General features: G+C 55.3%; 21 protein-coding genes. 3 read left to right on the forward strand and 18 right to left on the reverse strand.

Annotation, left to right across the window (positions count from 1 at the left end; genetic code table 11):
- Positions 1–766: 766 nt before the first annotated feature.
- The 11 genes from RB2501_RS11235 to RB2501_RS11285 all read right to left on the reverse strand — a co-directional run bounded on the left by RB2501_RS11235 (position 767) and on the right by RB2501_RS11285 (position 11,856).
- Positions 767–1,564, reverse strand: coding sequence for a hypothetical protein (locus RB2501_RS11235; RefSeq protein ID WP_015754942.1), 798 nt, complete (start codon positions 1,562–1,564; stop codon positions 767–769).
- A gap of 140 nt (positions 1,565–1,704) precedes the next feature.
- A complete protein-coding gene (locus RB2501_RS11240) occupies positions 1,705–3,936 on the reverse strand; it encodes a TonB-dependent receptor (protein ID WP_015754943.1) in 2,232 nt (743 codons plus the stop codon).
- A 53-nt stretch (positions 3,937–3,989) separates the two neighbouring features.
- Positions 3,990–5,081: an amidohydrolase family protein gene (locus RB2501_RS11245; RefSeq protein ID WP_238528068.1), complete on the reverse strand. Its 1,092-nt coding sequence runs from the start codon at positions 5,079–5,081 to the stop codon at positions 3,990–3,992.
- 39 nt (positions 5,082–5,120) lie between these two features.
- The gene (locus RB2501_RS11250; RefSeq protein WP_187289166.1) at positions 5,121–5,747 is read right to left on the reverse strand and encodes a nucleotidyltransferase family protein; all 627 of its coding nucleotides are present in this window, start codon (positions 5,745–5,747) and stop codon (positions 5,121–5,123) included.
- Positions 5,748–5,797: 50 nt separating this feature from the next.
- Positions 5,798–6,805, reverse strand: a complete 1,008-nt coding sequence (locus tag RB2501_RS11255; RefSeq protein ID WP_015754946.1) for an XdhC family protein — start codon at positions 6,803–6,805, stop codon at positions 5,798–5,800.
- A gap of 1 nt (position 6,806) precedes the next feature.
- Positions 6,807–8,003, reverse strand: a complete 1,197-nt coding sequence (locus tag RB2501_RS11260) for a molybdopterin molybdotransferase MoeA (RefSeq protein ID WP_015754947.1) — start codon at positions 8,001–8,003, stop codon at positions 6,807–6,809.
- A gap of 61 nt (positions 8,004–8,064) precedes the next feature.
- A complete protein-coding gene (locus RB2501_RS11265; RefSeq protein WP_015754948.1) occupies positions 8,065–8,841 on the reverse strand; it encodes a sulfite exporter TauE/SafE family protein in 777 nt (258 codons plus the stop codon).
- Entirely contained in the window at positions 8,841–9,911 is a 1,071-nt protein-coding gene (locus RB2501_RS11270) for a HesA/MoeB/ThiF family protein (protein WP_015754949.1), read from the reverse strand. The genes RB2501_RS11265 and RB2501_RS11270 overlap by 1 nt, the downstream gene beginning before the upstream one ends.
- On the reverse strand, positions 9,908–10,447 hold the full coding sequence (locus RB2501_RS11275; RefSeq protein ID WP_015754950.1) for an NTP transferase domain-containing protein: 540 nt from the start codon (positions 10,445–10,447) through the stop codon (positions 9,908–9,910). The genes RB2501_RS11270 and RB2501_RS11275 overlap by 4 nt, the downstream gene beginning before the upstream one ends.
- A 170-nt stretch (positions 10,448–10,617) precedes the next feature.
- Positions 10,618–11,601: a GTP 3',8-cyclase MoaA gene (gene moaA / locus RB2501_RS11280; protein ID WP_015754951.1), complete on the reverse strand. Its 984-nt coding sequence runs from the start codon at positions 11,599–11,601 to the stop codon at positions 10,618–10,620.
- Between the two features lie 9 nt (positions 11,602–11,610).
- On the reverse strand, positions 11,611–11,856 hold the full coding sequence (locus RB2501_RS11285; protein WP_015754952.1) for a MoaD/ThiS family protein: 246 nt from the start codon (positions 11,854–11,856) through the stop codon (positions 11,611–11,613).
- Between the two features lie 143 nt (positions 11,857–11,999).
- On the opposite strand from RB2501_RS11285, the gene RB2501_RS11290 reads away from it, so the two are divergent.
- A complete protein-coding gene (locus RB2501_RS11290; protein ID WP_394330206.1) occupies positions 12,000–13,091 on the forward strand; it encodes a vWA domain-containing protein in 1,092 nt (363 codons plus the stop codon).
- 152 nt (positions 13,092–13,243) lie between these two features.
- On the forward strand, positions 13,244–13,411 hold the full coding sequence (locus RB2501_RS16270) for a hypothetical protein (RefSeq protein WP_015754954.1): 168 nt from the start codon (positions 13,244–13,246) through the stop codon (positions 13,409–13,411).
- Between the two features lie 22 nt (positions 13,412–13,433).
- Here the strand turns inward: RB2501_RS16270 and RB2501_RS11295 are convergent, their stop codons facing one another.
- From RB2501_RS11295 to RB2501_RS11330, 7 genes are all read right to left on the reverse strand, one after another.
- Positions 13,434–14,900 carry a M14 family metallopeptidase gene (locus RB2501_RS11295; RefSeq protein ID WP_015754955.1) on the reverse strand — a complete coding sequence of 489 codons (1,467 nt, stop codon included), beginning with the start codon at positions 14,898–14,900 and terminating at the stop codon, positions 13,434–13,436.
- 5 nt (positions 14,901–14,905) lie between these two features.
- On the reverse strand, positions 14,906–15,583 hold the full coding sequence (locus RB2501_RS11300) for an N-acetylmuramoyl-L-alanine amidase (protein WP_041327214.1): 678 nt from the start codon (positions 15,581–15,583) through the stop codon (positions 14,906–14,908).
- A gap of 1 nt (position 15,584) precedes the next feature.
- Entirely contained in the window at positions 15,585–16,010 is a 426-nt protein-coding gene (locus tag RB2501_RS11305) for a 3D domain-containing protein (RefSeq protein ID WP_015754957.1), read from the reverse strand.
- A gap of 346 nt (positions 16,011–16,356) precedes the next feature.
- Positions 16,357–17,199: a 1,4-dihydroxy-2-naphthoyl-CoA synthase gene (locus RB2501_RS11315; protein ID WP_015754959.1), complete on the reverse strand. Its 843-nt coding sequence runs from the start codon at positions 17,197–17,199 to the stop codon at positions 16,357–16,359.
- A gap of 132 nt (positions 17,200–17,331) precedes the next feature.
- Complete coding sequence (locus RB2501_RS11320; protein ID WP_015754960.1) at positions 17,332–18,843, reverse strand: DEAD/DEAH box helicase; 1,512 nt, start codon at positions 18,841–18,843, stop codon at positions 17,332–17,334.
- A 117-nt stretch (positions 18,844–18,960) separates the two neighbouring features.
- The gene (locus RB2501_RS11325; RefSeq protein ID WP_015754961.1) at positions 18,961–19,890 is read right to left on the reverse strand and encodes a 2-hydroxyacid dehydrogenase; all 930 of its coding nucleotides are present in this window, start codon (positions 19,888–19,890) and stop codon (positions 18,961–18,963) included.
- Between the two features lie 26 nt (positions 19,891–19,916).
- Complete coding sequence (locus RB2501_RS11330) at positions 19,917–20,429, reverse strand: DUF6155 family protein (protein WP_015754962.1); 513 nt, start codon at positions 20,427–20,429, stop codon at positions 19,917–19,919.
- Between the two features lie 172 nt (positions 20,430–20,601).
- Between RB2501_RS11330 and RB2501_RS11335 the strand changes: the two genes are divergently transcribed.
- Positions 20,602–21,465, forward strand: coding sequence for a sigma-70 family RNA polymerase sigma factor (locus tag RB2501_RS11335; RefSeq protein ID WP_015754963.1), 864 nt, complete (start codon positions 20,602–20,604; stop codon positions 21,463–21,465).
- The last annotated feature ends 192 nt before the right edge of the window (positions 21,466–21,657 follow it).

Consider the following 21,657-nt stretch of genomic DNA (forward strand, 5'->3'; position numbering starts at 1 on the left):
CGTTAAAAATACAAAGGCCCGGTCAACCCGATGTGCCAGGGCGGGGTAAAAATGCTCGGTATTACACCCTGCCTCCCTCCTATTCCATCAGTTTCAGCAGGCGCAATGCAAAATTCAGAAAAAACTTCAAATTTTTAGAATTTGTATTAAAGCGCTAAAAATCAGTTATATAGATCTGATCTGAAGCAATACAATATGTTAAAAAATGTTTAAGACAGTACCTTTTATAACATAGTACTGTAACAAAAGAATTCCTCACCCGTCTTATAGATGTAATACCGCAACAAGGCAACCAATTATGACAGCAAGAGTAAACATTATCAATAACAGGTTCCAGCTACTGATGCTGGGATTCGGCTGGAGCCGGCGTCCTGTGCGACTTACAAAATCAATCCATCAATTAAAAAATAACAATCATGAAAGCAATGAACTTAGCCACACCGACTGAAGCAAGACGTTTCCGGAGTTTTTCCAATTTTAAATCGAGCAAGCGCGTGCGCTGGTCCGAATCCCGGAACTTCGTCTACTGACAAATCCATCGACAATCAAAAAACAAATCGTCATGAAACCTATTGTTAATCAAACCCCTACCGAAACCAGAAGGTTTGCTTATTTCTCGAGTTTCCGGGATAGCAAACGCGTCCGGTGGAGCGAGAATCGGAACTACTTCTATTGATAGCCCCCCTATTATTAGCTCCTCCCAGCCCCATGGAAAAGAAAAAGGCCCGCTCATCACGGGCCTTTTGCTTTGTATATGCTCGGGGATTTATAACTCAAATTCCTCCTGTACCCCGTTCGGATACGTAAGAATTGCGAGGTTGTCGCATTGCCCGTCTCCCAGGTCGGCGATGATAGAAAGGCCGTTTTTCCCGAGGGTCATTACGCCGCTTACCAAGTACCCGCATTCAAAATTTCCGGTCAGCGGGCTGGTGATAGCAACCGTATAGGTGTTGCCGTCTTTCAACAGCGTCCAGTCCCCCTCGATCGAAAAAGTACTGTCCGCCAGCGTTTCCCCAAAGGTAATGGCCAGGGAGCGCGTTCCGCTTTCGCTGATGGTACTGCCGTCCGCAAAATCCAGGGTCATATCACTCACGATGGTCATGGAGACCGAATTGCCTTCGCTGGCAGTCAATGTGAACGACCGCGTCCCGTTAACCTCAATATCCCCGACATAGAAACTGTCGTAGACGGCAGTAAACGATGCGGTTTCAGGATCTGTTCCATAGGTCACTACCAGGGTACCGTTCACATTTTCCGTCCCATTGAGGACGCAGTTGCCGAAAGTGGCAGTAAAACCGGTTTCCGTGTACTCCGCCTGATAGCATTCGTTAGCGGCGCTTTTGCCGGAATTGCTGTTGCCGTTCTGGAACAGTTCCGCCAGGGCGGTATCCGCTACCCCGGTCCATTCCTCGGTCTCCAAGACCGCCTGGAATTCCTCCTGGGAGAGTTGCGCCTCCTGCGGGATGTCCTGTTCGTCGGCATCCGAGCTGCAGCTCTGGAGGAAAGTAAGGGTAATGGCTGCCATAGCCGCGGCTGTGTAGGTAAACAATTTTTTTGATTGCATAGGATTCGTTTCGAAATTACATCCCATAAAACGCGTTGCCGACCGGTTTAGTACCCGACGCCCCCCATTCTCGATAAAATGCACCTGGCCGATACCCAGCAAGTTGCTCCGGATGGGATGGAGGTCACGGGATGTTTAGGCTAGAACCTGAGCTGGAGGTTCGCCCGCACAAAAAACGGGGTTCCGGGGGTAAAATGAATCTCCTCTACGGGTTGCGTTTCCCCCGCCAACCGGCTCAGGGTGGCAAATTGGGTCTCTTTCCAACGGGTGTCGAAAAGGTTTTCAACAGTTAGCCCCAGGGTAATTGCCCCCCGGGTGTAATTCAAATTGGCATCCGTAACAAAATAACCGTCAGCCACCAGGGAATTCGACTCATCCGCCGGCCGATCCGCAATAAACCGATAGCGGATCCCTCCGGAAAAAGGCCCCAGGTCGCGTAAAGACAGGCTGCCCGAAGATGTTAATTCCGGTGCCAGGGGAATCCGGTCCGCTCCGGCAGGGGCCTCCGTACTCCTGGCATAGGTATAATTGACATCGCCCCGGGCAAACAGGTGGTCCGTTATCTGGGCCTGGATGGCGGCTTCCAGTCCCAGGCGGCGGGTCCTGCCGCTGGGTTCAACAATCCCGGCATCCCCTACATACACAAACTCCTGTTCCAGGAACAGGCTCCAGAGGTTTGCGCTGAGAACCAGCCGGTCCAGCGGCCGGTACACGGAGCCCACCTCGAGGCCCAGGGCCCCGGGCAGGGTTTCTTCCCCTCCCCGGGCAACCACTACCCGGGTGTCGTTGGAATGGTATCCCAATCCCGCCTTCCCCACAAATTGAACTTTGCGGGAAGCCTGGTACAGGGCATTGAATTTCGGGGCCAGGAACCAACCGGGTTCCACGGCCCGGGCATACGTTTGTGGGAGCCTGTCCCGGTATTCAAACCGCAGGTGGTCCAGGCGCAGGCCGGGGACCAGGGTCCACCGCCCCAGCTTCCAGCTGGCCTCGGCAAAGGCAAAGCCATTGAATTCGTCAACATCGCCATAGGCCAGGCGCTCCAGCAGCGTCTTGCGGTTGGCTGTCCGGGACAGGGAGACCTCGTCCACGTCGTCGTATCGGAATCCAATCCCCAGGTCCAGATACCCTTTTCTGGGCGTGCCTTCACCGTGAAAGCTATGCCTCCAGACGGTTTGTCCGCCCAAGAGCAGGCGTTTTTCCTGTTGGCGGATCTGATCGCCGTTTACGGGATCCTCCAGGAAAAAGGTAAAATTGGAATACAGGTCAAACTGGTAGCCGGTTACATAGGCCGATGTCCGCAGGCTTTGATGCGGGCTGTATTGCTTTCGGTGCGACATCCAGATATTCGTCCGGGAAGTACGCCCTCCTTCCGTACTGTCAATGGCTCCGAATCGGGAGATTTGGCCGGAAACCACTGCCCGTTCCGGAATCTGCCCGGAGGCGTCCCACTGGCTTTGGAAGTGGCTCGCTGTCAGGGTGAGCGACTCGTCCTCCCGGTTGTCGAACCGGTAGCGGCCCATCAGATTCACCCGGCTGAAATTCTGGGAGGCTTCAAAGACCCCGTCGGAAAAGAGTATTTCCCCGGCCAAATAGGCCTGGGAGTGGTCCGTGTCGGCTACCCGGATCATCCCCAGTCCGCGCAGGGTATTAAATTGCCCGGCTTCCAGGGTTACCCGGTTTTGAGGGAGCCGGTCCCTGAGTTTAAAAGAAATGTGTCCGGCCGTATTGAAATTCCCCACGCCAGCCCGGTAGGGGCCTTTCCCAAAATCGATGTTTTCGATGGTTTCCGGGATGATAAAATGCAAATCCGAATACCCCTGCCCGTGGGCATGCGAGACCATGTTAACGGGCATCCCCTCCACGTCGATTGCCAGATCGGTTCCGTGGTCGATATCAAAGCCTCTCAGGAAAATCTGCTCAGCTTTGCCCCCTCCGGCATGCTGGCCGATGACCAGCCCGGGTACCCGCCGCAGTATTTCCTGGGAGGACCGTACGGGGTTTACCGCCAGGTCGGCCCGAGCCAGGTTGTTCAGCGGGTTCAACCGGGCTACCAGGACAACCTGTTCCAGCCCCACGGCAGCCGGTTGCAATACCACAGTGATGCCCTTTTCAACGTGCAGGGCCGTAATCGTGCGTTCGTCCGAGGCGAAACCCAGGCTGTAGAGTAAAAGCCGGTCGCCCACATCCACGTTGTCCAGTTCAAAATAACCGGCCGCATCCGCATATACGTAGGATCCCGTGGCGGGATGGTAAATGGCGGCAGCTTCGAGGGGGTTTCCATCCGGATCGGCAACGCGTCCCCGGATATGGTGGGCATTCAGGGATGCCGACAACAATAACAACAGGATGCAATAATATACTTTGTACATGATTTGGTGCTTTCCCTTATGTACGAAGCCAGATCAAAAAGGTTCACTCCCGCCTACCGGTCCGGAAAGAGCGAGGTATCCAATCCGGGTAGTAATTTCAAAGCATTTTCGTAGTATAGTTTCCGAAGTACGTCATCCGGGAGGTCCAGCCCGTACATGGCCCAAAAGGCGTGGTATTTCTTGTAATAGGGAAAGTATTCGTCATCCGTTTCAAGCACACGGAAATACGTCGGGTATTCGGAGGGTTGCCAGGCGTCTTTCCCAAAAACTACCCGGTCCTGGTAGTCGATAAAGAATTTCCGGGCCCTCCGGGGCTGCCTGCCCAATTCGGCGATGACGGCCCCGATCCCCACGTACATATTGGGCATCTCGTCCAGTAAATCCGATAGCGTATCCAGGTCATTGGCATACCAGCCCATATGGGCATTGACAAACCGGGTATTCGGATGCTTTTTAAACATCCGGTGCTGCTCGTCGATAATCTGCTGCCAGGGCGCGGGGTCCGTATTGCTCCTTTTGCGGCGCGGCCGGAGTTTGAGCTCGAGCCAGCGTTCGTTGAGGGAATCCATCGGGTCCCAGAAGGAACGCGGGTCTGCGGAATGGATGAGCACCGGAATCCCCAGTTCGGCGCATTTTTCCCAGATCGGGTCCAGCCGGGGATCATCCACGGCAACCCGGTCCCCGTTTATATCGGTATTCCGCAACCCGAGGCTTTTGTATATTTTAAGCCCGCTTGCCCCGTTTTCAACATCCGCTTGGAGTTGTGCCGCGGCACGCTGCCCCCAGCCCGGGGCTCCCACACTGTCAAAATCCACATTCGCAAAGATAACGAAGCGGTTTGGGTAATGGGCCCGGACATTGGCCACAGCCCTTTTGAGGTGTTCTCCGGATCCACCGCTGAGATTCACCATCACCGCCATATTCAGCGAATCCATTGCCGCGACCAACTCGGACAGGTCCTGTGTCGGCATGCGGAAGTGGTGGCTGTGCATATCGATAAAGGGAAATTTGGCTTGCTCGGTTGGGTGGGCCGGAACGACCAGTGTGGAAGTAGGGTTGTATTGTTCAAAGCCCATTTCCTGGGCGTTTACCAGGTAAGTTAGCAAGGCTGTACAAAGTGTCAGGAGGTGTTTTGGTTGCATCATTTGGTAAATATATACTGTTCAGGTCTTTTCTATTCTGGTCTATTTTATTCGGGAATCCCCGGGCTTGCCGGCCGCCCCGGGCGCGTCAGCCCCTTTACCGGCCCCGGGTATCTCGGGCAACCCGGCAATTTTGCGGAGTTCCCGGTACTTCTCGGGGGTGTCCATGTCCCGGCCTGCCAGCCCCGGTTCCAGGAGCAGGGTTTCCGAAGCAGCGCTTCTGATCAGGCTGCTGGCCCCTCCACTCCGGCCCGGGGAGCGAAGTGCCTCAAAAAAGGAGCGCCGGAATATAGCAGGTACGCCCCCGCCTTCCGGGTAACGGGTGGCGACGATGCCCGGTTCGTTACTCTGAAAATTGGACAGCAATCGCAACAGATAGGTCTTGGAAACCAGGGGTTGGTCCGCCAGGAGTACCAGGAGGCCTTCCAGGTCCGGGCGGGTTTCCAGGGCCGCTTCCAGGCCGCAGCGGATACTGCTGCCCATTCCGGAGGCCCAATCGGGGTTTTCACGGATGCGGGCAGAGGAGTTCCTGAGATTTTCGGATAGCTCCCGGTGGTGTGCCCCGGTAACTACTACCGGGGGCGGCAGCCCGGCTTCCTCAACGGCATGGAGGATGGCGTCCAGTACGGTTCCCCCGGACCATGGCAGCAAGGCCTTGGGGCGGCCCATTCGCCGGGATTCCCCCGCGGCAAGAACGATGGATGCGATTCCCGGGGCCATCAACTGTGGATTTTCCCGTCTTTTTCACGTAGGGGCACCGGATTCGATTCCCGGATAACCGATAGGATTTCGGCCAGGATGGATAGGGCGATTTCCTGGGGGGTTTCCGCCCCGATATCGATGCCGGCAGGTCCGTGCAACCGATCAAAAAATGCGTTGTCCGGAGCCTGGAGTCGATCCATCAGGTCCCCCAGGAGGCGTTCCCGGCGGGAAGCCGGGCCCAGGACGCCCAGGTAGGCGGGACGGGATTCCGTCAGCCGGATCAGGTATTTTAAGTCTTTGGTATAACTGTGGGTCATCAGCACCACGGCTGTTTGCCCGTCCATTTCAGGCGGATCCCACTGCTCGGGAATCACTGCCCGGAACTCCGCGGCCCCGGGAAAATACGACTGGGTCCTGGCCTCGTCGGCTGCAACCGTGACACAGACCTCCCAGCCAGCCTGGGCTGCCAGGGCTGCCAACTGTACCGTGTCGTGTTCCCCCCCAAAGAGCTCCAGGCGGAGCCTGGGCGGCAGTTCCTGGCGAAAAACGGACAGGGTATCGTCCGGCGAACCATCTCCGAAGGCATAAGCCCCGCCGGGAGTTTCCATCACGGTCAGCATGCCCTCACGGCTTCCCACTTCGCGTGTATAGGACGAACGCAAACGCAGGGGTTGCCGATCGCGGACGCGTTGCCGGAAAGCCTTAAGGAATGCCTTTGACGGCCGGAAGGGTTCCAGCAGGATATACAGGATGCCTTCGCACCCGAGGCGGTAGCGGCCGTCGTAGGTCATCATTTTGGGCTTGCCCGTCTGGAAAACCTCCTGCGATTGCAAATGCACCTCTTTTTCCACGCAGCCCCCGCTCACCGCGCCGTAGGCGGCCCCGTTTTCCAGGAGCAACATCCGCACCCCGGGGCGGCGGTATGAGGAACCATCCAGGTCCACCACGGTTGCGAGCACCGTTTTATGCCCGAGTTCCGTTGCCCGTTCCCAGGCTTCGACAATTTGTATCAATTCGTGCGTCACTTCACTTAAATTTAAATGGTATCCACTTTACCGTTGCGCCTTTGGCATAACCGGATTTCGTCGGTTCGATACAGAGAAAGCCCTCGGCCCTGGCCAGGCTCAAAAAATCTCCGGAACTGTTCATGGGCACTTCCGCTGCCCAGAGCGTACCTTCCCGGTTCTCCACCGTTGCCAGGCGAAATTGGGTCAGCCCGCTTGTATTCTCAGCCGGGGCGATGAGCCGGGCCTGCTGCCCGTTATTGTCAAAACCGAAGCTTTTCAGCAGCCAGTCCCTAAAATACAAATGAAAGCTCAGAAACGTTGAAACGGGATTCCCAGGGAAGGAAAATACGAGGTTTTCCCCTCCGGCGCCCACCCCGAACCAAAACGGCTTACCGGGACGCTGGGCCACCCGGTGAAAACATTTACGTACCCCAAGCGCCTCCAGGACTTCTGGCAAATAATCGAACTTACCTTTGGACACGCCCCCGCTGAGCAACAGGATCCCAGGCTCGCTGAGAACCTTTTCAAGCTCCATCCGGATGATTTGGGGGTCATCTGCCAGGTGGATTTCTTCCGGGACGATCCCGAATTCGGTAAGGGCTGCCCGCAGTGCCCGGGTATTTGATTTACGGATCTGGTGGGGTTCGGGTTTTTGATCCACGTCCACCAATTCGTCGCCGGTGGATACCAGCGTAACGGCAGGGAGGCTGTAAACCTTCGGCTTGCCGACACCCACCGAGGCGAGAACGGCAATTTCCGAGGGGCCAATCCTCGTGCCGGGCTCCAGCAAGACGGATCCTGCATCCGCATCGCTCCCGGCCGGGTGGATACTCTGGCCTTCAGATGGATCGGATTGGATGGTAAACGCCCCGGCTGAACTCAGGAGGTCTTCGTACCGCACCACGGTATCCGCTCCTTCCGGCAATACGGCCCCTGTGGCAATTTCGATGCAATTGCCGGCCCCGGAAAGCCGGTGCCTGGGGTCGCCGGCCCGGGCCATCCCCTGGATGCGGTATTCCCGGTGCCCGTCTCGGAAATCCCGGTGGCAAATGGCTATCCCATCCATAGTCGCCCGATCGTACGGGGGCAGGGGGCGGTCTGCAACAACGAGCTGAGCGAGATAACGTCCGCAAGCATCGTCCAGCCGGACAGTTTCAGCTGCCAGGGTCCATCGCTCGGCCATTACGGCCTCATAGGCTTTCCCAAAACTTATCATCGGGAGGTTGTTTTCTGATTCGTCATATATAATACGCGCATCTTTTCTTAAAGTTTCAGTCTCAGGGCAACATTTCAAACCCCATGCCATTGACCAGCAACACCCGGAGCCCCACCAGAAATACCAGGACGGCCGTTACCATCCGGATACCATTGGCTGTGAACCGGTTCAGGGTGAGGCGGATGCCGATTTGCCCGCCGGCCAGTACAGCGGCCATCAACGCCAGCGCCGGTATCCAGGAGACAGTGAAGGTCCCGGCAGTTACAAGCCCTGCCAGGCCCGACAGGGAGTTGACCAATATAAAGAAACTCGCCAGGGCGGCAATTTTAATAGGCAGGTCCCACTTCAGGTGGTTTAGGACGGGGGCGAGGAATATCCCTCCGCCTATGCCCACCAGGCCTGAGAGCATGCCAATAGCGCCTCCCAGCAGATAGGTTAACGAACGGGTGTACCGGTGTTTTTTGGGAATTCGGAATCGATGCCGGACCGATTGGTACCCCAGTGCCAGGGAGGAAATCAACAAGGCTGCCCCCAGGATACCGAAAAAAACTTGTTCCTCCAGCCGGAAGCTTGCGCCCATATAAGCCAGCGGGATACTCGCCAGCGTAAAAGGGATACAGAGGTTCCAATCCAGGTGGCCCCTTTTGTAAAAGAGCCAGACACTGCCGCTGACAACGGTGAGGTTGCAGAGCAGCGCAATGGTCCGGATTTCATAAAATTCCGCGAGGCCCAGGCTCAGGATGGCCAGGTAGGAGGATCCCCCTCCAAACCCTGCCGAGGCATAGAGCAGGGCGATCGTGAAAAAGGCCAGAACCAGCCAGATCAGGTCGGGATGCATCACTGGCTTTCCACTTTTAATTGCCGCATCCCTCCGGAAATCCAGAAAAAAGGAGTTGACGGCCACCGGGACTGCAGTTCCCGGCACGCCCGCCGGCTCCTCGGCCCGGTCTCGCAGATCAGGTAAACCGGGTTGCCTGAAGAAAAGTCCGGTGCATCCGATGCTATTCGTTTCATTGGAATATTCCGGGCGCCGTCCAGGTGGTGGCTTTCAAATTCCCCGGGTTCCCGTACGTCCACCAGGAGATGTGCAGCCCCCTCCTTTCGCAACCGCAGGTATTCGCTCCCGCTAACCGCATCCGGCTTCCCTTCGCAGGAAAGCTGATAGGTGGCAGACAGGTCGTCGGGGACGGTTCGGTTCGCATCTTTTTGGATGGCTATGTGCAGGGTTTGCTGTTTGCGGGCATCGTAAAGCAGCAACTTGCCAGCGCATACCCCTTCCTGGCCGCAAATCGCCTTGACCGCCTCGAGAGCCTGCATGGTCCCGATCAGGCCCGGAAGCACCCCAAGGGTTCCGAGCGTATCGCAATCCGGTATTTCTCCTGCCGGCGGCGGAACCGGGAAAAGGCACCGGTAGGTGGGGCCGCCCCGATAATTGAAAACGCTCACCTGCCCCTCAAAGCCGTGAAGGGCCCCATATACCCAGGGAATTCCAAGCATCAGGCAGGCGTCATCCACCAAAAACCGGGTTGGCAGGTTGTCCGTGGCATCCACAACCAGGTCGTAATTCCCAATTAATTCCAGCGCATTGGTGGGATTCAGGAAGGTGTCGCGGATATCCAGTTGGGTATCCGGGTTCTGGGCGCGCAGTACTTTTTCCAGTTCCCGGACTTTGGCCATTCCCACGCTCGCCGGGCCGTAGGCAGGCTGCCGGTGCAGGTTGCTGGTTTCAACGACATCCCCGTCTACGAGCCCCAGCCGCCCGATACCCATGGCATTCAGGTAGGTGGCCGCCGGAACCCCCAGCCCGCCGGCACCGATTATCAAAACGGCAGCTTCCGACAGGGCCCGTTGCCCTTCCGGGCCAAAATCTTCCAGGCGGGTCTGCCTGTCGTACCGGTCGGCGCTCATCGTTCCTTGAGTTTTTGCAGGATGGCCTCGCGTTCCCGCGGGTCGTTCGCATTGGCCAGGACAGTGTCTTCCTCGGCTACCACCAGGCGAATATCCGATTGCAGGAGGAATTTTCTCGGGCAGCTGGAGGTGGCGTTTTTCAAATAATCCTTGGCAGCGCGCAGCGCAGAAGGTTCCCAAATAGCAGCCAGGGGTTCAGGGAGTCCGGATGCCTCCGTTGCATAGGCCGTCGCCACTTTATTGGGATCCCTGCGACTTACCAGAAATTCCAGGGATTCTCTGTCCATCAACGGGAGGTCGCAGGCCAGCACGAGCCAGGCGGCGTCCGGAAAATCGGCGTGGGCCGATAAGATGCCGTTCAAAGGGCCCCGATACCGGTCCTGGTCTGTCAGTGTCCGGTAATTACCCGGTATATCTGCGGCCTGGTCGGAACGCAGGCTCAAAAAGGCCTTTTCGCAGACTTCCTCCAGGAGGGCATAGGCATACTCCCGCTGGGGCAGTCCGTGATAGTCCATTGCCCCTTTGTCGCGGCCCATGCGGTTGCTTTTACCGCCAGCGAGTACCAAACCATATAGGGGTGCATTTACTGTCATGTGCATAGTCATTTTAATCTGGATCCAAGCCGCCACATGCTAAGTTTCCAATTTACCGTCCCGTTCCCAGTTTCCTTTCCCGATACCGGATTTTAGCTACAGACCGGAGGGGGTCACCCCCCGATGGACGACATGGAACTCCCGGTTACAGGCCCGAATTGCTCCTGGGCCTCAAAACCATCCTTTGCCCGTTGCCCGAGGATTTCCTCCAAAAGGGCGCGAATCTGCAGGGAGGTTGCCCCCTGCCGGAGCGGATCCCGGATATTGGCTACAGGTTTTCCGTACAAACAGGTTATCAGGTCGCCGGTGGCGGTAATGCGCAACCGGTTGCAACTGCCGCAGAAGGTCCGGCTGAAGGCCGGAATGATCCCGAAACTACCAGCGTGTCCGGGAATTTGGTAATTGACGGAGGTAGCAGTCATCGGCCCGGGGATCTTTTCGAATTCGGGGTACTTTTCGCGGATATGCCCGAGGATTTTCCTGTGGTTCCATTCCAGGCCCTTGAAATCGCGGCTGCCCCCGTTAAAAGGCATCTCTTCCAGGAAACGGACCCGGACCGGGAATTCGCGCTGGAATTCCATCATCGGGTAGATATCCGATTCATTCTGACCCTTGAGGACCACAAAATTAATCCGCACTTCCATCCCGGAATCGACGAGTTTCATGATATTGCCATAAACCTTGTCAAATTCGTCCCGGCGGGTGATCCTGGCAAAAGTTTCCGCCTGGATGGCATCCAGGCTGATATTCACGCTCTGAATGCCCAATTCTTTCATCCGGTCGATATGCGGCCCGATGAGCGTAGCGTTTGAAGTGACTGAAATTTCGCGAACCTCCGGGAGTCCCCCCAGGTGGGCAAACAAATCCATAACGCCTTTCCGGACAAAGGGTTCTCCCCCTGTAATCCGTATTTTATCGACGCCCAGGCCAGCCAGAATGCTGCACAACCGCTTCATTTCCTCTACGGTCATCAGGTCCGACTTTCGCGCAAAATCGATACCGTGTTCCGGCATGCAATAGTTGCACCGCAAGTTGCACCGGTCCGTTACGGCCAGGCGGACATAATTGATAACCCGGTTGTGGTTGTCTATCAGCATGGTTCTATCTTACCCCCCGCTTACCGGCGGAATTAATGCAATTTCGTCAAAATTCGTGATTTTATCCCCATCCCCGGCGTAGGATTTGTTTACGGCCACCGCCAGGGAACTCAGCCCCCCGAGGTCCGGGTACATTTTCTTCAGGTAGGTTTTCAGGTCGGCCACCGTCTGTAGCCGGCCCGCCTGGTTCATGGGGATGGACAGGGAGCCATTGCCAACGATATCGCGGGTAACTCCAAATAGCAATACGGTCATTGGGGTGTGTATTTGAATTGTCGTCTCGATACTCAAAAGTACCAAAAATTCACCCGATGCCCGGCCGTTTAACAAAATCTTAGATGTGGAATACTAGGATGGGGATTTATACGTTTTCCATGGAAATCAAGAGAACCATGAAAATGCATATGATCCGCACCTTTTTGTTAATCTTCGGACTTACCGGGATGTTCCTTTCCTGTGGAAACGCAGACGACGACGTATCCTTTGACCTGAACGGCAACGGCGACCTGGGCCTGGGCAAACCGGTAGACGATTGTCTGGATTTTGGCCCGAACGAACTCATCCTGTCCATTCAGGACCAGTATACGACCCTCCCGGGAAAAGTATCCGTATTCTTCCGGGTGTCCGATGAATTCGGCAACCCGGTGGCTGGCCTCACGGCCGACCAGTTCACCATCTACGAGCAGGGCCGGAACGACGATTGCTTCAGTACGATATCCTCCTCGGAATCCCAGTCCCGAATCTCCCCGAATTCGCAGATTTTTCAGAACCACACACTCCTTGTGCTGGACCTGAGCAACAGCGTCCTCAGCGGCAGCCTCACCGAACTGAAGTCTGCCTCCGCGAGTTTTATCGATAATGTGATGCCGGCTGTACCTGCCGAATCCTTCCAGATGGCGATCTACTGGTTTGACGGCGAAGATGTCCTGCACGAGCTCAACCCGCTGACCTCGTCACGGGAAGAGTTGATTGCGGCCGTGGAGTCTATCGATTCAGATTTCAGCAATGACCCGTCTACCGACCTGTACGGTGCGGTCATCAAAAGTACGGACCTGGCAACCGACCTGCTCCGGGACAGCGAACAGAACAACACCATCGGGGCGGCGTCCATCGTCCTGTTTACCGACGGCACCGACCAGGCATCCCGCTATTCGGAAAGCCAGGCGCTTGACAAGGTGGAAAAAGCAAACTCCAACATTTCCTTCTTTACCATTGGCCTGGGGGCCGAAATCGACAGCGAGGTACTGGAGGAAATCGGGAAGACATTCAGCGTGTTTGCGGGGAACAAGGAAGAACTCGAGGTCACCTTTAACCAACTGTCCCAAAAGGTCTCCGAGCGGGCGAACAGTTTTTACCTGTTTGAATATTGCAGTCCGAAACGCGACGGCAGCGGGGAGAACAACCTGGCCATCCGCGTTCAGCACGGTGGGCTGCAGGGTGCCGTCCAAACGTCTTTTGACGCTTCCGGCTTTACCGCTGGTTGCCAGTAAACCGCACGCAACTAAAGCATTGGAAAGACTCCCCCCGGGAGTCTTTTTTTTGTGATACCAGGTAGGGTAAATACGGGATCACCTGTTATATAAGTACATAGGCAACCTTCCATCCTGAATCAACGAGACGTATCACTCAAAAATACCCTGTCATGGATGTACTCAACCAAATTGTGAAGGAAAGTGCCATCGGCCCGTTTACGGCCTGGCTTAAAAGCCTTGTGATCAGCTTATTTGTCGCAATTGTCGTTACCCTGGTAAGTATGCTGGTGATCCTGCTGATGCACGGGTCTACCACGGTCATCACCTATGGGTACTAACCGCCTCTCCCGGAGATAACTTTCAACGCAGGATCATACTGTTCTTCCCCGATCCTTTGCGGCTGTCCGGTTCGTACAGGAAGCCATTGACCACAACGTAGCGGACCGAACCCTCCCGGGTCAGGACAAAGGTGGGATTGTCCCCCACATCCCAGCGGGGTTCCGGCAATTCAAAGGATGCACCTACCACTTGTATCGGATACGGGGTGGAAGTGGCCTTTTTAGGCAGGTCCGCCACGCGGACATAGGTGATCCCCTGCCCGAGCAGCTCCCAGAAATCCAATTTCCCAACAGCTTCCAAATTCGGGAGCACCTGGCTGTATACTTTACCAGCCCCGAGCCGATAGCCCGACGCGTTCAGAGTTTCATAGCCGTAGTATGTGGACAGGTCCCCCTGGTCGGTAATGCGGCTGCTGTACCAGAAATCCTCATGGTCCGGGGTGTCTACCTCAAACCGGTGGATCCCCAGGTCGATTATATAGTCCTTCCCGAGTAGCGGATACGTGACCTGTTCGATTTTCAGGTCGAAGAGTTTCCGGTCGTTTTCCGGGATTTCCTCGTAGGCTTCCAGGCCAACGTTGCGGTAGCTTCCCGATCCGATGGCGTAGATCGCCGAGAGGATGGAAACGTAATTCAATTTGCGGATTTCCTGCTTTTCAGGGTCTTCCGGATAGCCACCGGATTCAATGAGGATGGCGCTTGTCCCCCACTTCTGGATGTTGTCCCCGAATGCCCGGGGTTCAAAATCGTCGTTGTATTTTCCAACCTGCCCGGGGGCATACCGCTGGATAATCCGGTTCATATATCCAATCACCTGCATGGCGCGGCTGCGAACCTCATTGATTGCCTTCTCGTAGTTGTAGGCCGGGGCCAGGTAGGAGATGGTGGCCGGTTTCGGGGTGCGCTCGGCATTGTAGTAGGTACTCTGGTCGTGCAGGTTAAAGCCGAATTCCGCTTCCAGGCTGTCCCGCACCCGTTTAAGGGTTTGGCCTTCCGGGGATTGCAGCCGCAGGGCATCCCGGTTGATGTCGATGCCAAGGGTGTTGCGTCGCTGGTAGACCTCCGCCCCGTCCGGATTGAGCATCGGCAGGAAGTGCAGCCGGACCGAATCCAGGAGTCGGGATTTCTCGTCGGCAAACTCCGGGGCTCCCAGGAAGTTCAGGATGTCGAATATGGCCTGGGTGGCCGTGGGTTCGTCCCCGTGCATCTGGGACCACAGGAAAATGTCTGTTTGCCCGTCCCCCAGGCTAATGAGCCGCAGGGGTCGGCCTTCTATGGAGGTCCCGACGCGGTTGACCTCAAACCCGGGTTTGACGGCCAGCGCGTCGATCAGCGGTTGGATATCCGCGTGCTTGATTCTTCGTTTTCCCAGGCTCGGTTCCCGGTAGGTTTCATAACTGTCGTAAAACCGTTCCGTAAAGGATTCCGTTTGCCCAGAGACAGGCAAAACAAACAGGCAAAGCGTTAAAAGCGGTAAGATGTATTTCATGGATGCTATTTTTCGGGCGCGGGTTTCAGTCCCAGATCCCGGACCGAATTTCGGATTTTTTTCATGAATTGCCTTCCGGGATCCGTTTTTTCCGTCCGGTACCCGCTGTCTTTTTCCAACCAGAGCGGGTGCCCTTCGAACCGGGTATACTCGTAATGTCCGATCAGGTATTGGATGTTATGGGTTGCGGCTAATTGGCGTACCAGCCATTCATTGGCCAGGAGTTGCGCTTTTGTGAGCGGGGTCTCCGGAGTGCCCCCCACATTCTCGATGCCGATCGCACAATGGTTCAGCCCTATCACATGCCGGGCCATCAGTGTATCCGGCATCAATTGCAGGATACTGCCGTCCCGGTCTACCAAATAGTGGGCCGAGACGTTCAGGGCGCCCGCCGAGGTGATGTCCCCGCGCGTATCCGGCAGTCGGGGCGGGTAAAATGCATCAAATGACTCCTCCAGAGTGGGGATGGCCGTCCAGTGGAGTACGATCATCCGGGGTTCAATACGGGCATCCTCCTGCTCCATCCCATACCGGTCCCTGAGGTAGGCACCGGTCAATTCCAGTCGCTCCCGGTCAAAACGTATCGGGCGGTCCGACAATAAGGGGCGGTACGTACTGCAGGCCGTTGCAACCAACAGGATCACCAAAATTACAGCTGGGAAGGCATAGTTTTTCAATGGCATATTATTCTGTATTTACCTCTTTCCGGAGATTTTCGCGAGCGGGCACCCGGTAACGGATAACGCGTTTTTTACGGCCCCATTCCCGCGCGCCTTTCACATCCTCGCCCATATACAGGTCGATGTGCCGTTTAAAGCGACGGTTCATCTTATCCTTGACCAGGAAGGTCCCGGGAAGCCCCTGGATTTTAACTTCCGTGTTATGGTCAAGGCCCAGGGCAATAAGGTCCCGGGAAACTGCAATGCATTGCATCCCGGGCCGGAGCGTATCACCCCATGCGGTCAGGGAAGGGTTTCCGGAAGTTTGCCAGGGCACCGAATTATAAGCCGTCACCGTCACCTCGAGTTCCTTCCAGGCATATTCCGGCCCGGAACAGGATATCAGGAAAAAGAGCAGGAATATCAGGCTGGCAGGTGGGTTATGTCTCATGGCCCAAACACGCATCTTGGAAATTAAAGATACGCTATCCCTGCGAAACCTTCCGGGGAATGCGGCCAGCCCCTGGTCTCCCGACAAAATGATGGGGTATAAGGACCTGAAGGGACGCATGGAACACGTGCCGTTCACCGAAGAAATCCCCCCTTATATATCCTACACCACAACCTGCGGCCGTTTCACAACAAAATATTTGCCCTGCGGAATGCCCGGCGTATGTTTACACTGTTCAAATGAAATAAACGGAGTTAATTTTTTTCATTTTCATATAGTGTTCTCGTAAAAGGGTCCTGGTTAAACAACCAGGGCTCTTTTTAGTTTCAGGCCATTCGCACCGACTTTACGGAATCCACTGGTCCTTCCCGAAATCGGGTTTCCGCTTCTCCAGGAATGCATCCCGCCCCTCTTTGGCTTCGTCCGTCATATAGGCCAGCCGGGTGGCTTCTCCCGCAAAAACCTGTTGGCCAACCATACCGTCATCCGTGAGGTTCATGGCAAATTTCAGCATCTTGATCGAGGTCGGCGACTTGGCCAGTATCTCACGGGCCCACTGGTAGGCGGTCTGTTCCAGTTCGTCATGGGGTACCACGGCATTGACCATTCCCATTTCGTAGGCTTCCTGTGCCCGGTAATCCCTGCCCAGGAAAAAGATCTCCCGCGCCCGCTTCTGCCCGACCATCTTGGCGAGGTAGGCCGAGCCATACCCCCCGTCAAAACTGGTGACGTCCGCATCAGTCTGTTTAAAAATTGCGTGTTCCGCGCTGGCCAGCGTCAGGTCGCAAACCACATGCAGGCTGTGTCCCCCTCCTACTGCCCATCCGGGCACCACGGCAATGACTACCTTGGGCATAAAACGGATCAGGCGTTGCACCTCCAGGATGTTCAGGCGGTGGTAGCCGTCCTCGCCCACATAACCCTGATGCCCCCGGGCCCGCTGGTCGCCCCCGCTGCAAAAGGCGTACACCCCGTCTTTTGGGGAAGGCCCCTCGGCAGAAAGCAATACCACCCCGATCGAACGGTCTTCCATGGCGTCGTAAAACGCCCGGTACAGTTCGCTGGTGGTTTTCGGGCGAAAGGCATTGCGCACCTCGGGACGGTTGAAGGCAATCCGCGCAACCCCGTCGCATTTGCGATAGGTAATATCCTCAAATTCTCCTGCTGGTTTCCAATCGGGTGATTCCATGTTTTGGCATTATAGGATTAGTGGTTATTCGTCCCGTAAAGATACGCCCTGATGGTGAAAATACACTGGAGGGCCGCGAAAGGGCCGGAAGGGTTCAACAGGGCCCTTTCCGGCTGGCCGCCCGCCCCTCAACTACATCCGGGCCGCAAACAATTGCGAGATCTTCAGGCGGAGACGGCGCTCGTAGTCCTCCTGAAGCCAGTCCCGATAGTTCTTGGTGTTGTTCATAATGCAGTAGGAATACTGCTTGATGCGATACTCGATTTCATCGCGAAGTTCCCGGGCCAGTATGCGGGCGTCAAATACATCCTCACTGTTCTCCACGCATATCCGGGCATGCTGTTCGATGCTTTTCTCGAGTACCAGCTTCGATTTCTTCCCCTGGGCAAAAATCTTTTTGTACTCCTCCTTTACGTCGAAGTCAATATCCGAGGATCTCCCGAATTTTTCCCGGAGTTCAGCAGGCATTTCATAGACGAATTCCCGTTCGATCTCCTCGTCGTTACGGATGTTTTCCAGGTAGAAATCGGGGAAATGGAAAATTTCCTGCCAGTCTACCGGGGCATCCCAGGGCCCGAACCGTGCGATGTTGTTCCCGAGGTCGATGACGGTGAATTCCTCCTTGTCCTTGAGGATCCGCGAACCGCGTCCGATCATCTGGAAATACAGGGTCAGCGAACGCGTAGCCCGGTTCAGGATGATCGTTTCCACGCTGGGTTCGTCAAATCCCGTGGTCAGGATACTGACCGAGGTGAGGATTGCATCGGGGGTATTGGCAAACCAATCCAGGATTTCCCGCCTTTCAGAGGCCGAGTTCTTATTGTCCAGATGACGGATCGGGTAACCGGCCCGCTTAAACGTTTCATAGACGTATTTGGAGGTGCTGATCCCGTTGTTGAAGATCAGCGTCTTGGTACCCTTGGCGAGTTCCTCGTAGGCACCGACCAGTTTGCCGAGCATTTGCTGGTTCCCGTATAGCGCATCCGAGGACTTCACCGTATAATCCCCGCTGATGCCTAATTTCAGGGACTTCAGGCTGACGTCATAATTGTACAGGTTCGCCTTGGCCAGAAACTTTTTCTCAATCAGGGAGGCGATGGATTCCCCGACGATCAGCTTCTTGTAGTGGTCCTTCATCGGCAACTTGATGTTGGAGCTGAGCGGGGTGGCGGTTACGCCGAGTATCACCGATTTTTCAAAGTACTTGAAAAGTTTCCGGAAGGAATTGTAATGGGCCTCGTCGATAATCACCAGGCCCACGCCTTCCAGGGTTATCGCCTTTTCCTGCAGGCGGTTGTTCAGGGTTTCGACCATGGCGACATAGCATTCGTAATCGTCGCTCTCGTCGAGTTCCTTTACCTCACTGTTGATGATCTTGTTGTTAACGCCGAAGCCTGAGAGCATTCGGGAAGTCTGGAGGCTGAGCTCGATTCGGTGCGTCAGCACAACTACCTTCTTGCCTGTCTGCCGGATGTAGCGGCGCGCAATCTCCGAAAATACGACGGTTTTCCCGCCTCCCGTAGGCAACTGGTAAAGGAGGTTGATATCATCCGGGGATTCCTCGAGGCATTTGAAAATCTTGCCCAGGTCTTCCAGCTGATAGTCGTAAAGGGTTTTTTCGGTAGACTCGGTTTGTGCGCTCAAAAAGGTCGTTTTAGCCAATTTTTTGAACCTTCCCGGTGCGGAAGGCTGAATTTTGCAAAACTAGCCGATTTTTAAGGTTTGAAGAAATTTCTCGCCAGGATTTCTCAACAACGACCGTTAATAACCCCGCTCCCGGGATACCTCGTTGGCCAGTGGGCCACCGCCCAAAAGCGCGCGGTAATTGGCAATAACCTGAGCGGCAACCGATTCGGGCTCGGAAACACTCGCTACGTGCGGGGTCATCGAAATCCCCGGGTGGTTCCAGAAGGGATGGCTGTTTGTCAATGGCTCCTGGGAAAACACATCCAGGCAGGCCTGGGCAACCTGCCCCGTACGGAAGGCCTCCAACAGGTCTTCTTCATTGAGCAGCGGGCCCCGGGCCACGTTGATCAGCCGGGCCCCAACGGGCAGCTGGTCAAAAACACTTTGGTCCAGGATACCCCGGGTCTTGGGGGTTAGCGGAAGCAGACACACCAAAATATCGGATTCCGAGAGGAAAGCCTGACGGCCTTCCGGCCCTTGAAAAACCGGATACCCGGTGGCGGGTTGCGACCGGGCGGTCCAGCCCCGCACGTCGAAACCGGTGCGCACCAACAAATCTGCCACTGCTTTTCCGAGGGTGCCCAACCCCATGATCCCCACCCGGACATCTTCAATCCGGTTGTAGGGCCGGGGGTTCCAGCGGTTGCTGTACTGGTCGAGGGTGTAGGCCGGCAACTGCCGGAGTCCGGACAGGATCTGTGCCAGCACATATTCCGCCATATCGGAGGCCAGGTAAGGGTCCACGACGCGCAGGACAGGCAGGCCTTCGGGCAAATCGGGATCTTCGAGAATAAAGTCCACCCCGGCGCCCAGGCCGTGGATACCCAGTAAATTCGGGTACTCCCAAAGGCTTCCCGGCGGGTGTTTCCACACGCCGACCATGCGAATGGCTTCCCTGGGGTGTGGTTGGTGGTAATCGTATAGCGGAATCTCCGGCGCCACAGCCTCCAGGGCACGGATCCAGGAGTCTGTCCGGTCGTCATTTCGAAGGATTGCGATTGCCATATGGTTGTTTTTAGCAGTTCGGCCCCTTAGAGGGATAATTGTTCATTTCGATCCAGAAAGTCCTCCGCATTCGGCCAGCCTGCCTTTTCTATTTCCGCGATCAAGGCGGCATGGCGATCGCTGAAATCACCAAAAATACCCTGGTGTACCAGGTAGGCGGTCCAATCCAGATAGGATTTATAGATGCTGCGGTAAAAGGCATCCGGGCAATTGCGGGTTTTTTCGAAGGCTGCCGCAATTTCCAGGTTGTAAGCCATCAGGTCTGCCAGCAAGTGCGGTTCCATCCCGAGCTTCCCGAAATGCCGGATGTAATTTTTGGCCACCGACCTCCGGGCCTTGGGGCGCCTTCTCCCCTGGGGAAAATATTCCCTTCGAATCTTCTCCTTGGCTTCCATCAGGAGTTTGTCCTCTTTCGGATTAAAAACAAAATCGTAGTAGGTCTTGACCTGCGGAAACCGGTCGTAAAGGTCGAGTAGTTGTTCGGAAAGTGCTTCCCGGTCCAGTCCGGCCACGTATTTTTTCAGGGCTCTTTTGCTCATGGCGGCCTAATTTACGGGTTCTCGTGTAAAACCGGAGCGCCCGGAGCGCCCGAAAATCTTAAAACTTTGCGAAATTCTCATAAAATATGTATAAGTAAGGTACGGGTCTTTTGGAAAAGAGCGAAGAAAAGCTTATAATGAGAAGATGTTAACTTAAACCCTTTATACGTACATGAGGCAATTAAAAATTGTCAAGCAGGTCACTAACCGGGAGTCCAAATCGCTTGACAAGTACCTGCAAGATATAAGTAAAATTGATCTGATAACCGCCAATGAGGAAGTAGAACTCGCACAACGCATCAAACAGGGAGACCAACTCGCACTGGAGAAGCTTACCAAAGCCAACCTCCGGTTTGTGGTGTCCGTAGCCAAACAATATCAGAATCAGGGGCTCAAGCTGCCTGACCTGATCAATGAGGGCAATGTGGGCCTGGTAAAGGCCGCGAAGCGTTTTGATGAAACCCGAGGGTTTAAGTTCATCTCCTACGCCGTTTGGTGGATTCGTCAATCCATTCTGCAGGCCCTGGCCGAACAATCCCGTGTTGTAAGGCTGCCTCTTAACAAGATCGGCTCGATCAATAAGATCAAAAAAACATTTTCCTACCTGGAGCAGGCCCACGAGCGCCCACCTTCTGCAGAAGAGATCGCCAAAGAACTCGATATGACGGTGAGCGAGGTCAAGCAATCCATCAAGAATTCCGGAAGGCATGTCAGCATGGATGCCCCGCTTCGCGAAGGCGAAGATTCCAATTTGTACGATGTACTTCGTTCGGGAGAGTCCCCGAAACCGGACAAATCCCTGATGCTCCAGTCTTTGAACACCGAGATTAACCGGGCGCTGGAAACCCTGTCGCCCCGCGAGGCGGATGTGGTGAAACTTTATTACGGAATCGGAGACCAGCAATCGATGACGCTGGCCGAAATCGGACAAACTTTTGACCTGACCCGTGAACGGGTCCGGCAAATACGCGAAAAAGCCATTCGCAAGCTGCGCCACCATTCCAGGAGCAAGTTGCTCAAAGCGTATTTAGGATAGATTGCATAAGCGAAGGGTGTTCGGACACCCGAAACCATAAAAAAAGCGGCCCCAGGGCCGCTTTTTTCAATACACACTAAACATTATGAACAGCTAAGTCTGCTGATGTCAAAATCCAGCAGGATTTCATTCAGGGCCTGGATAAAGTCCATATAGGCCGCATTGTCTTCATTGTAATTTGCCATAGTTTCG

It is taken from the genome of Robiginitalea biformata HTCC2501, assembly GCF_000024125.1.
GTDB classification, from domain to species: domain Bacteria; phylum Bacteroidota; class Bacteroidia; order Flavobacteriales; family Flavobacteriaceae; genus Robiginitalea; species Robiginitalea biformata.

Excerpts from the sequence above, each read along its gene's own strand:
- RB2501_RS11235 (WP_015754942.1), bottom strand. The coding sequence starts at position 1,564 with ATGCAATCAAAAAAATTGTTTACCTACACAGCCGCGGCTATGGCAGCC.
- RB2501_RS11240 (WP_015754943.1), bottom strand. The coding sequence starts at position 3,936 with ATGTACAAAGTATATTATTGCATCCTGTTGTTATTGTTGTCGGCATCC.
- RB2501_RS11245 (WP_238528068.1), bottom strand. The coding sequence starts at position 5,081 with ATGATGCAACCAAAACACCTCCTGACACTTTGTACAGCCTTGCTAACT.
- RB2501_RS11250 (WP_187289166.1), bottom strand. The coding sequence starts at position 5,747 with ATGGGCCGCCCCAAGGCCTTGCTGCCATGGTCCGGGGGAACCGTACTG.
- RB2501_RS11260 (WP_015754947.1), bottom strand. The coding sequence starts at position 8,003 with ATGATAAGTTTTGGGAAAGCCTATGAGGCCGTAATGGCCGAGCGATGG.
- RB2501_RS11265 (WP_015754948.1), bottom strand. The coding sequence starts at position 8,841 with ATGCATCCCGACCTGATCTGGCTGGTTCTGGCCTTTTTCACGATCGCC.
- RB2501_RS11270 (WP_015754949.1), bottom strand. The coding sequence starts at position 9,911 with ATGAGCGCCGACCGGTACGACAGGCAGACCCGCCTGGAAGATTTTGGC.
- RB2501_RS11275 (WP_015754950.1), bottom strand. The coding sequence starts at position 10,447 with ATGGGCCGCGACAAAGGGGCAATGGACTATCACGGACTGCCCCAGCGG.
- moaA (WP_015754951.1), bottom strand. The coding sequence starts at position 11,601 with ATGCTGATAGACAACCACAACCGGGTTATCAATTATGTCCGCCTGGCC.
- RB2501_RS11285 (WP_015754952.1), bottom strand. The coding sequence starts at position 11,856 with ATGACCGTATTGCTATTTGGAGTTACCCGCGATATCGTTGGCAATGGC.
- RB2501_RS11290 (WP_394330206.1), top strand. The coding sequence starts at position 12,000 with ATGCATATGATCCGCACCTTTTTGTTAATCTTCGGACTTACCGGGATG.
- RB2501_RS16270 (WP_015754954.1), top strand. The coding sequence starts at position 13,244 with ATGGATGTACTCAACCAAATTGTGAAGGAAAGTGCCATCGGCCCGTTT.
- RB2501_RS11295 (WP_015754955.1), bottom strand. The coding sequence starts at position 14,900 with ATGAAATACATCTTACCGCTTTTAACGCTTTGCCTGTTTGTTTTGCCT.
- RB2501_RS11300 (WP_041327214.1), bottom strand. The coding sequence starts at position 15,583 with ATGCCATTGAAAAACTATGCCTTCCCAGCTGTAATTTTGGTGATCCTG.
- RB2501_RS11305 (WP_015754957.1), bottom strand. The coding sequence starts at position 16,010 with ATGAGACATAACCCACCTGCCAGCCTGATATTCCTGCTCTTTTTCCTG.
- RB2501_RS11315 (WP_015754959.1), bottom strand. The coding sequence starts at position 17,199 with ATGGAATCACCCGATTGGAAACCAGCAGGAGAATTTGAGGATATTACC.
- RB2501_RS11325 (WP_015754961.1), bottom strand. The coding sequence starts at position 19,890 with ATGGCAATCGCAATCCTTCGAAATGACGACCGGACAGACTCCTGGATC.
- RB2501_RS11330 (WP_015754962.1), bottom strand. The coding sequence starts at position 20,429 with ATGAGCAAAAGAGCCCTGAAAAAATACGTGGCCGGACTGGACCGGGAA.
- RB2501_RS11335 (WP_015754963.1), top strand. The coding sequence starts at position 20,602 with ATGAGGCAATTAAAAATTGTCAAGCAGGTCACTAACCGGGAGTCCAAA.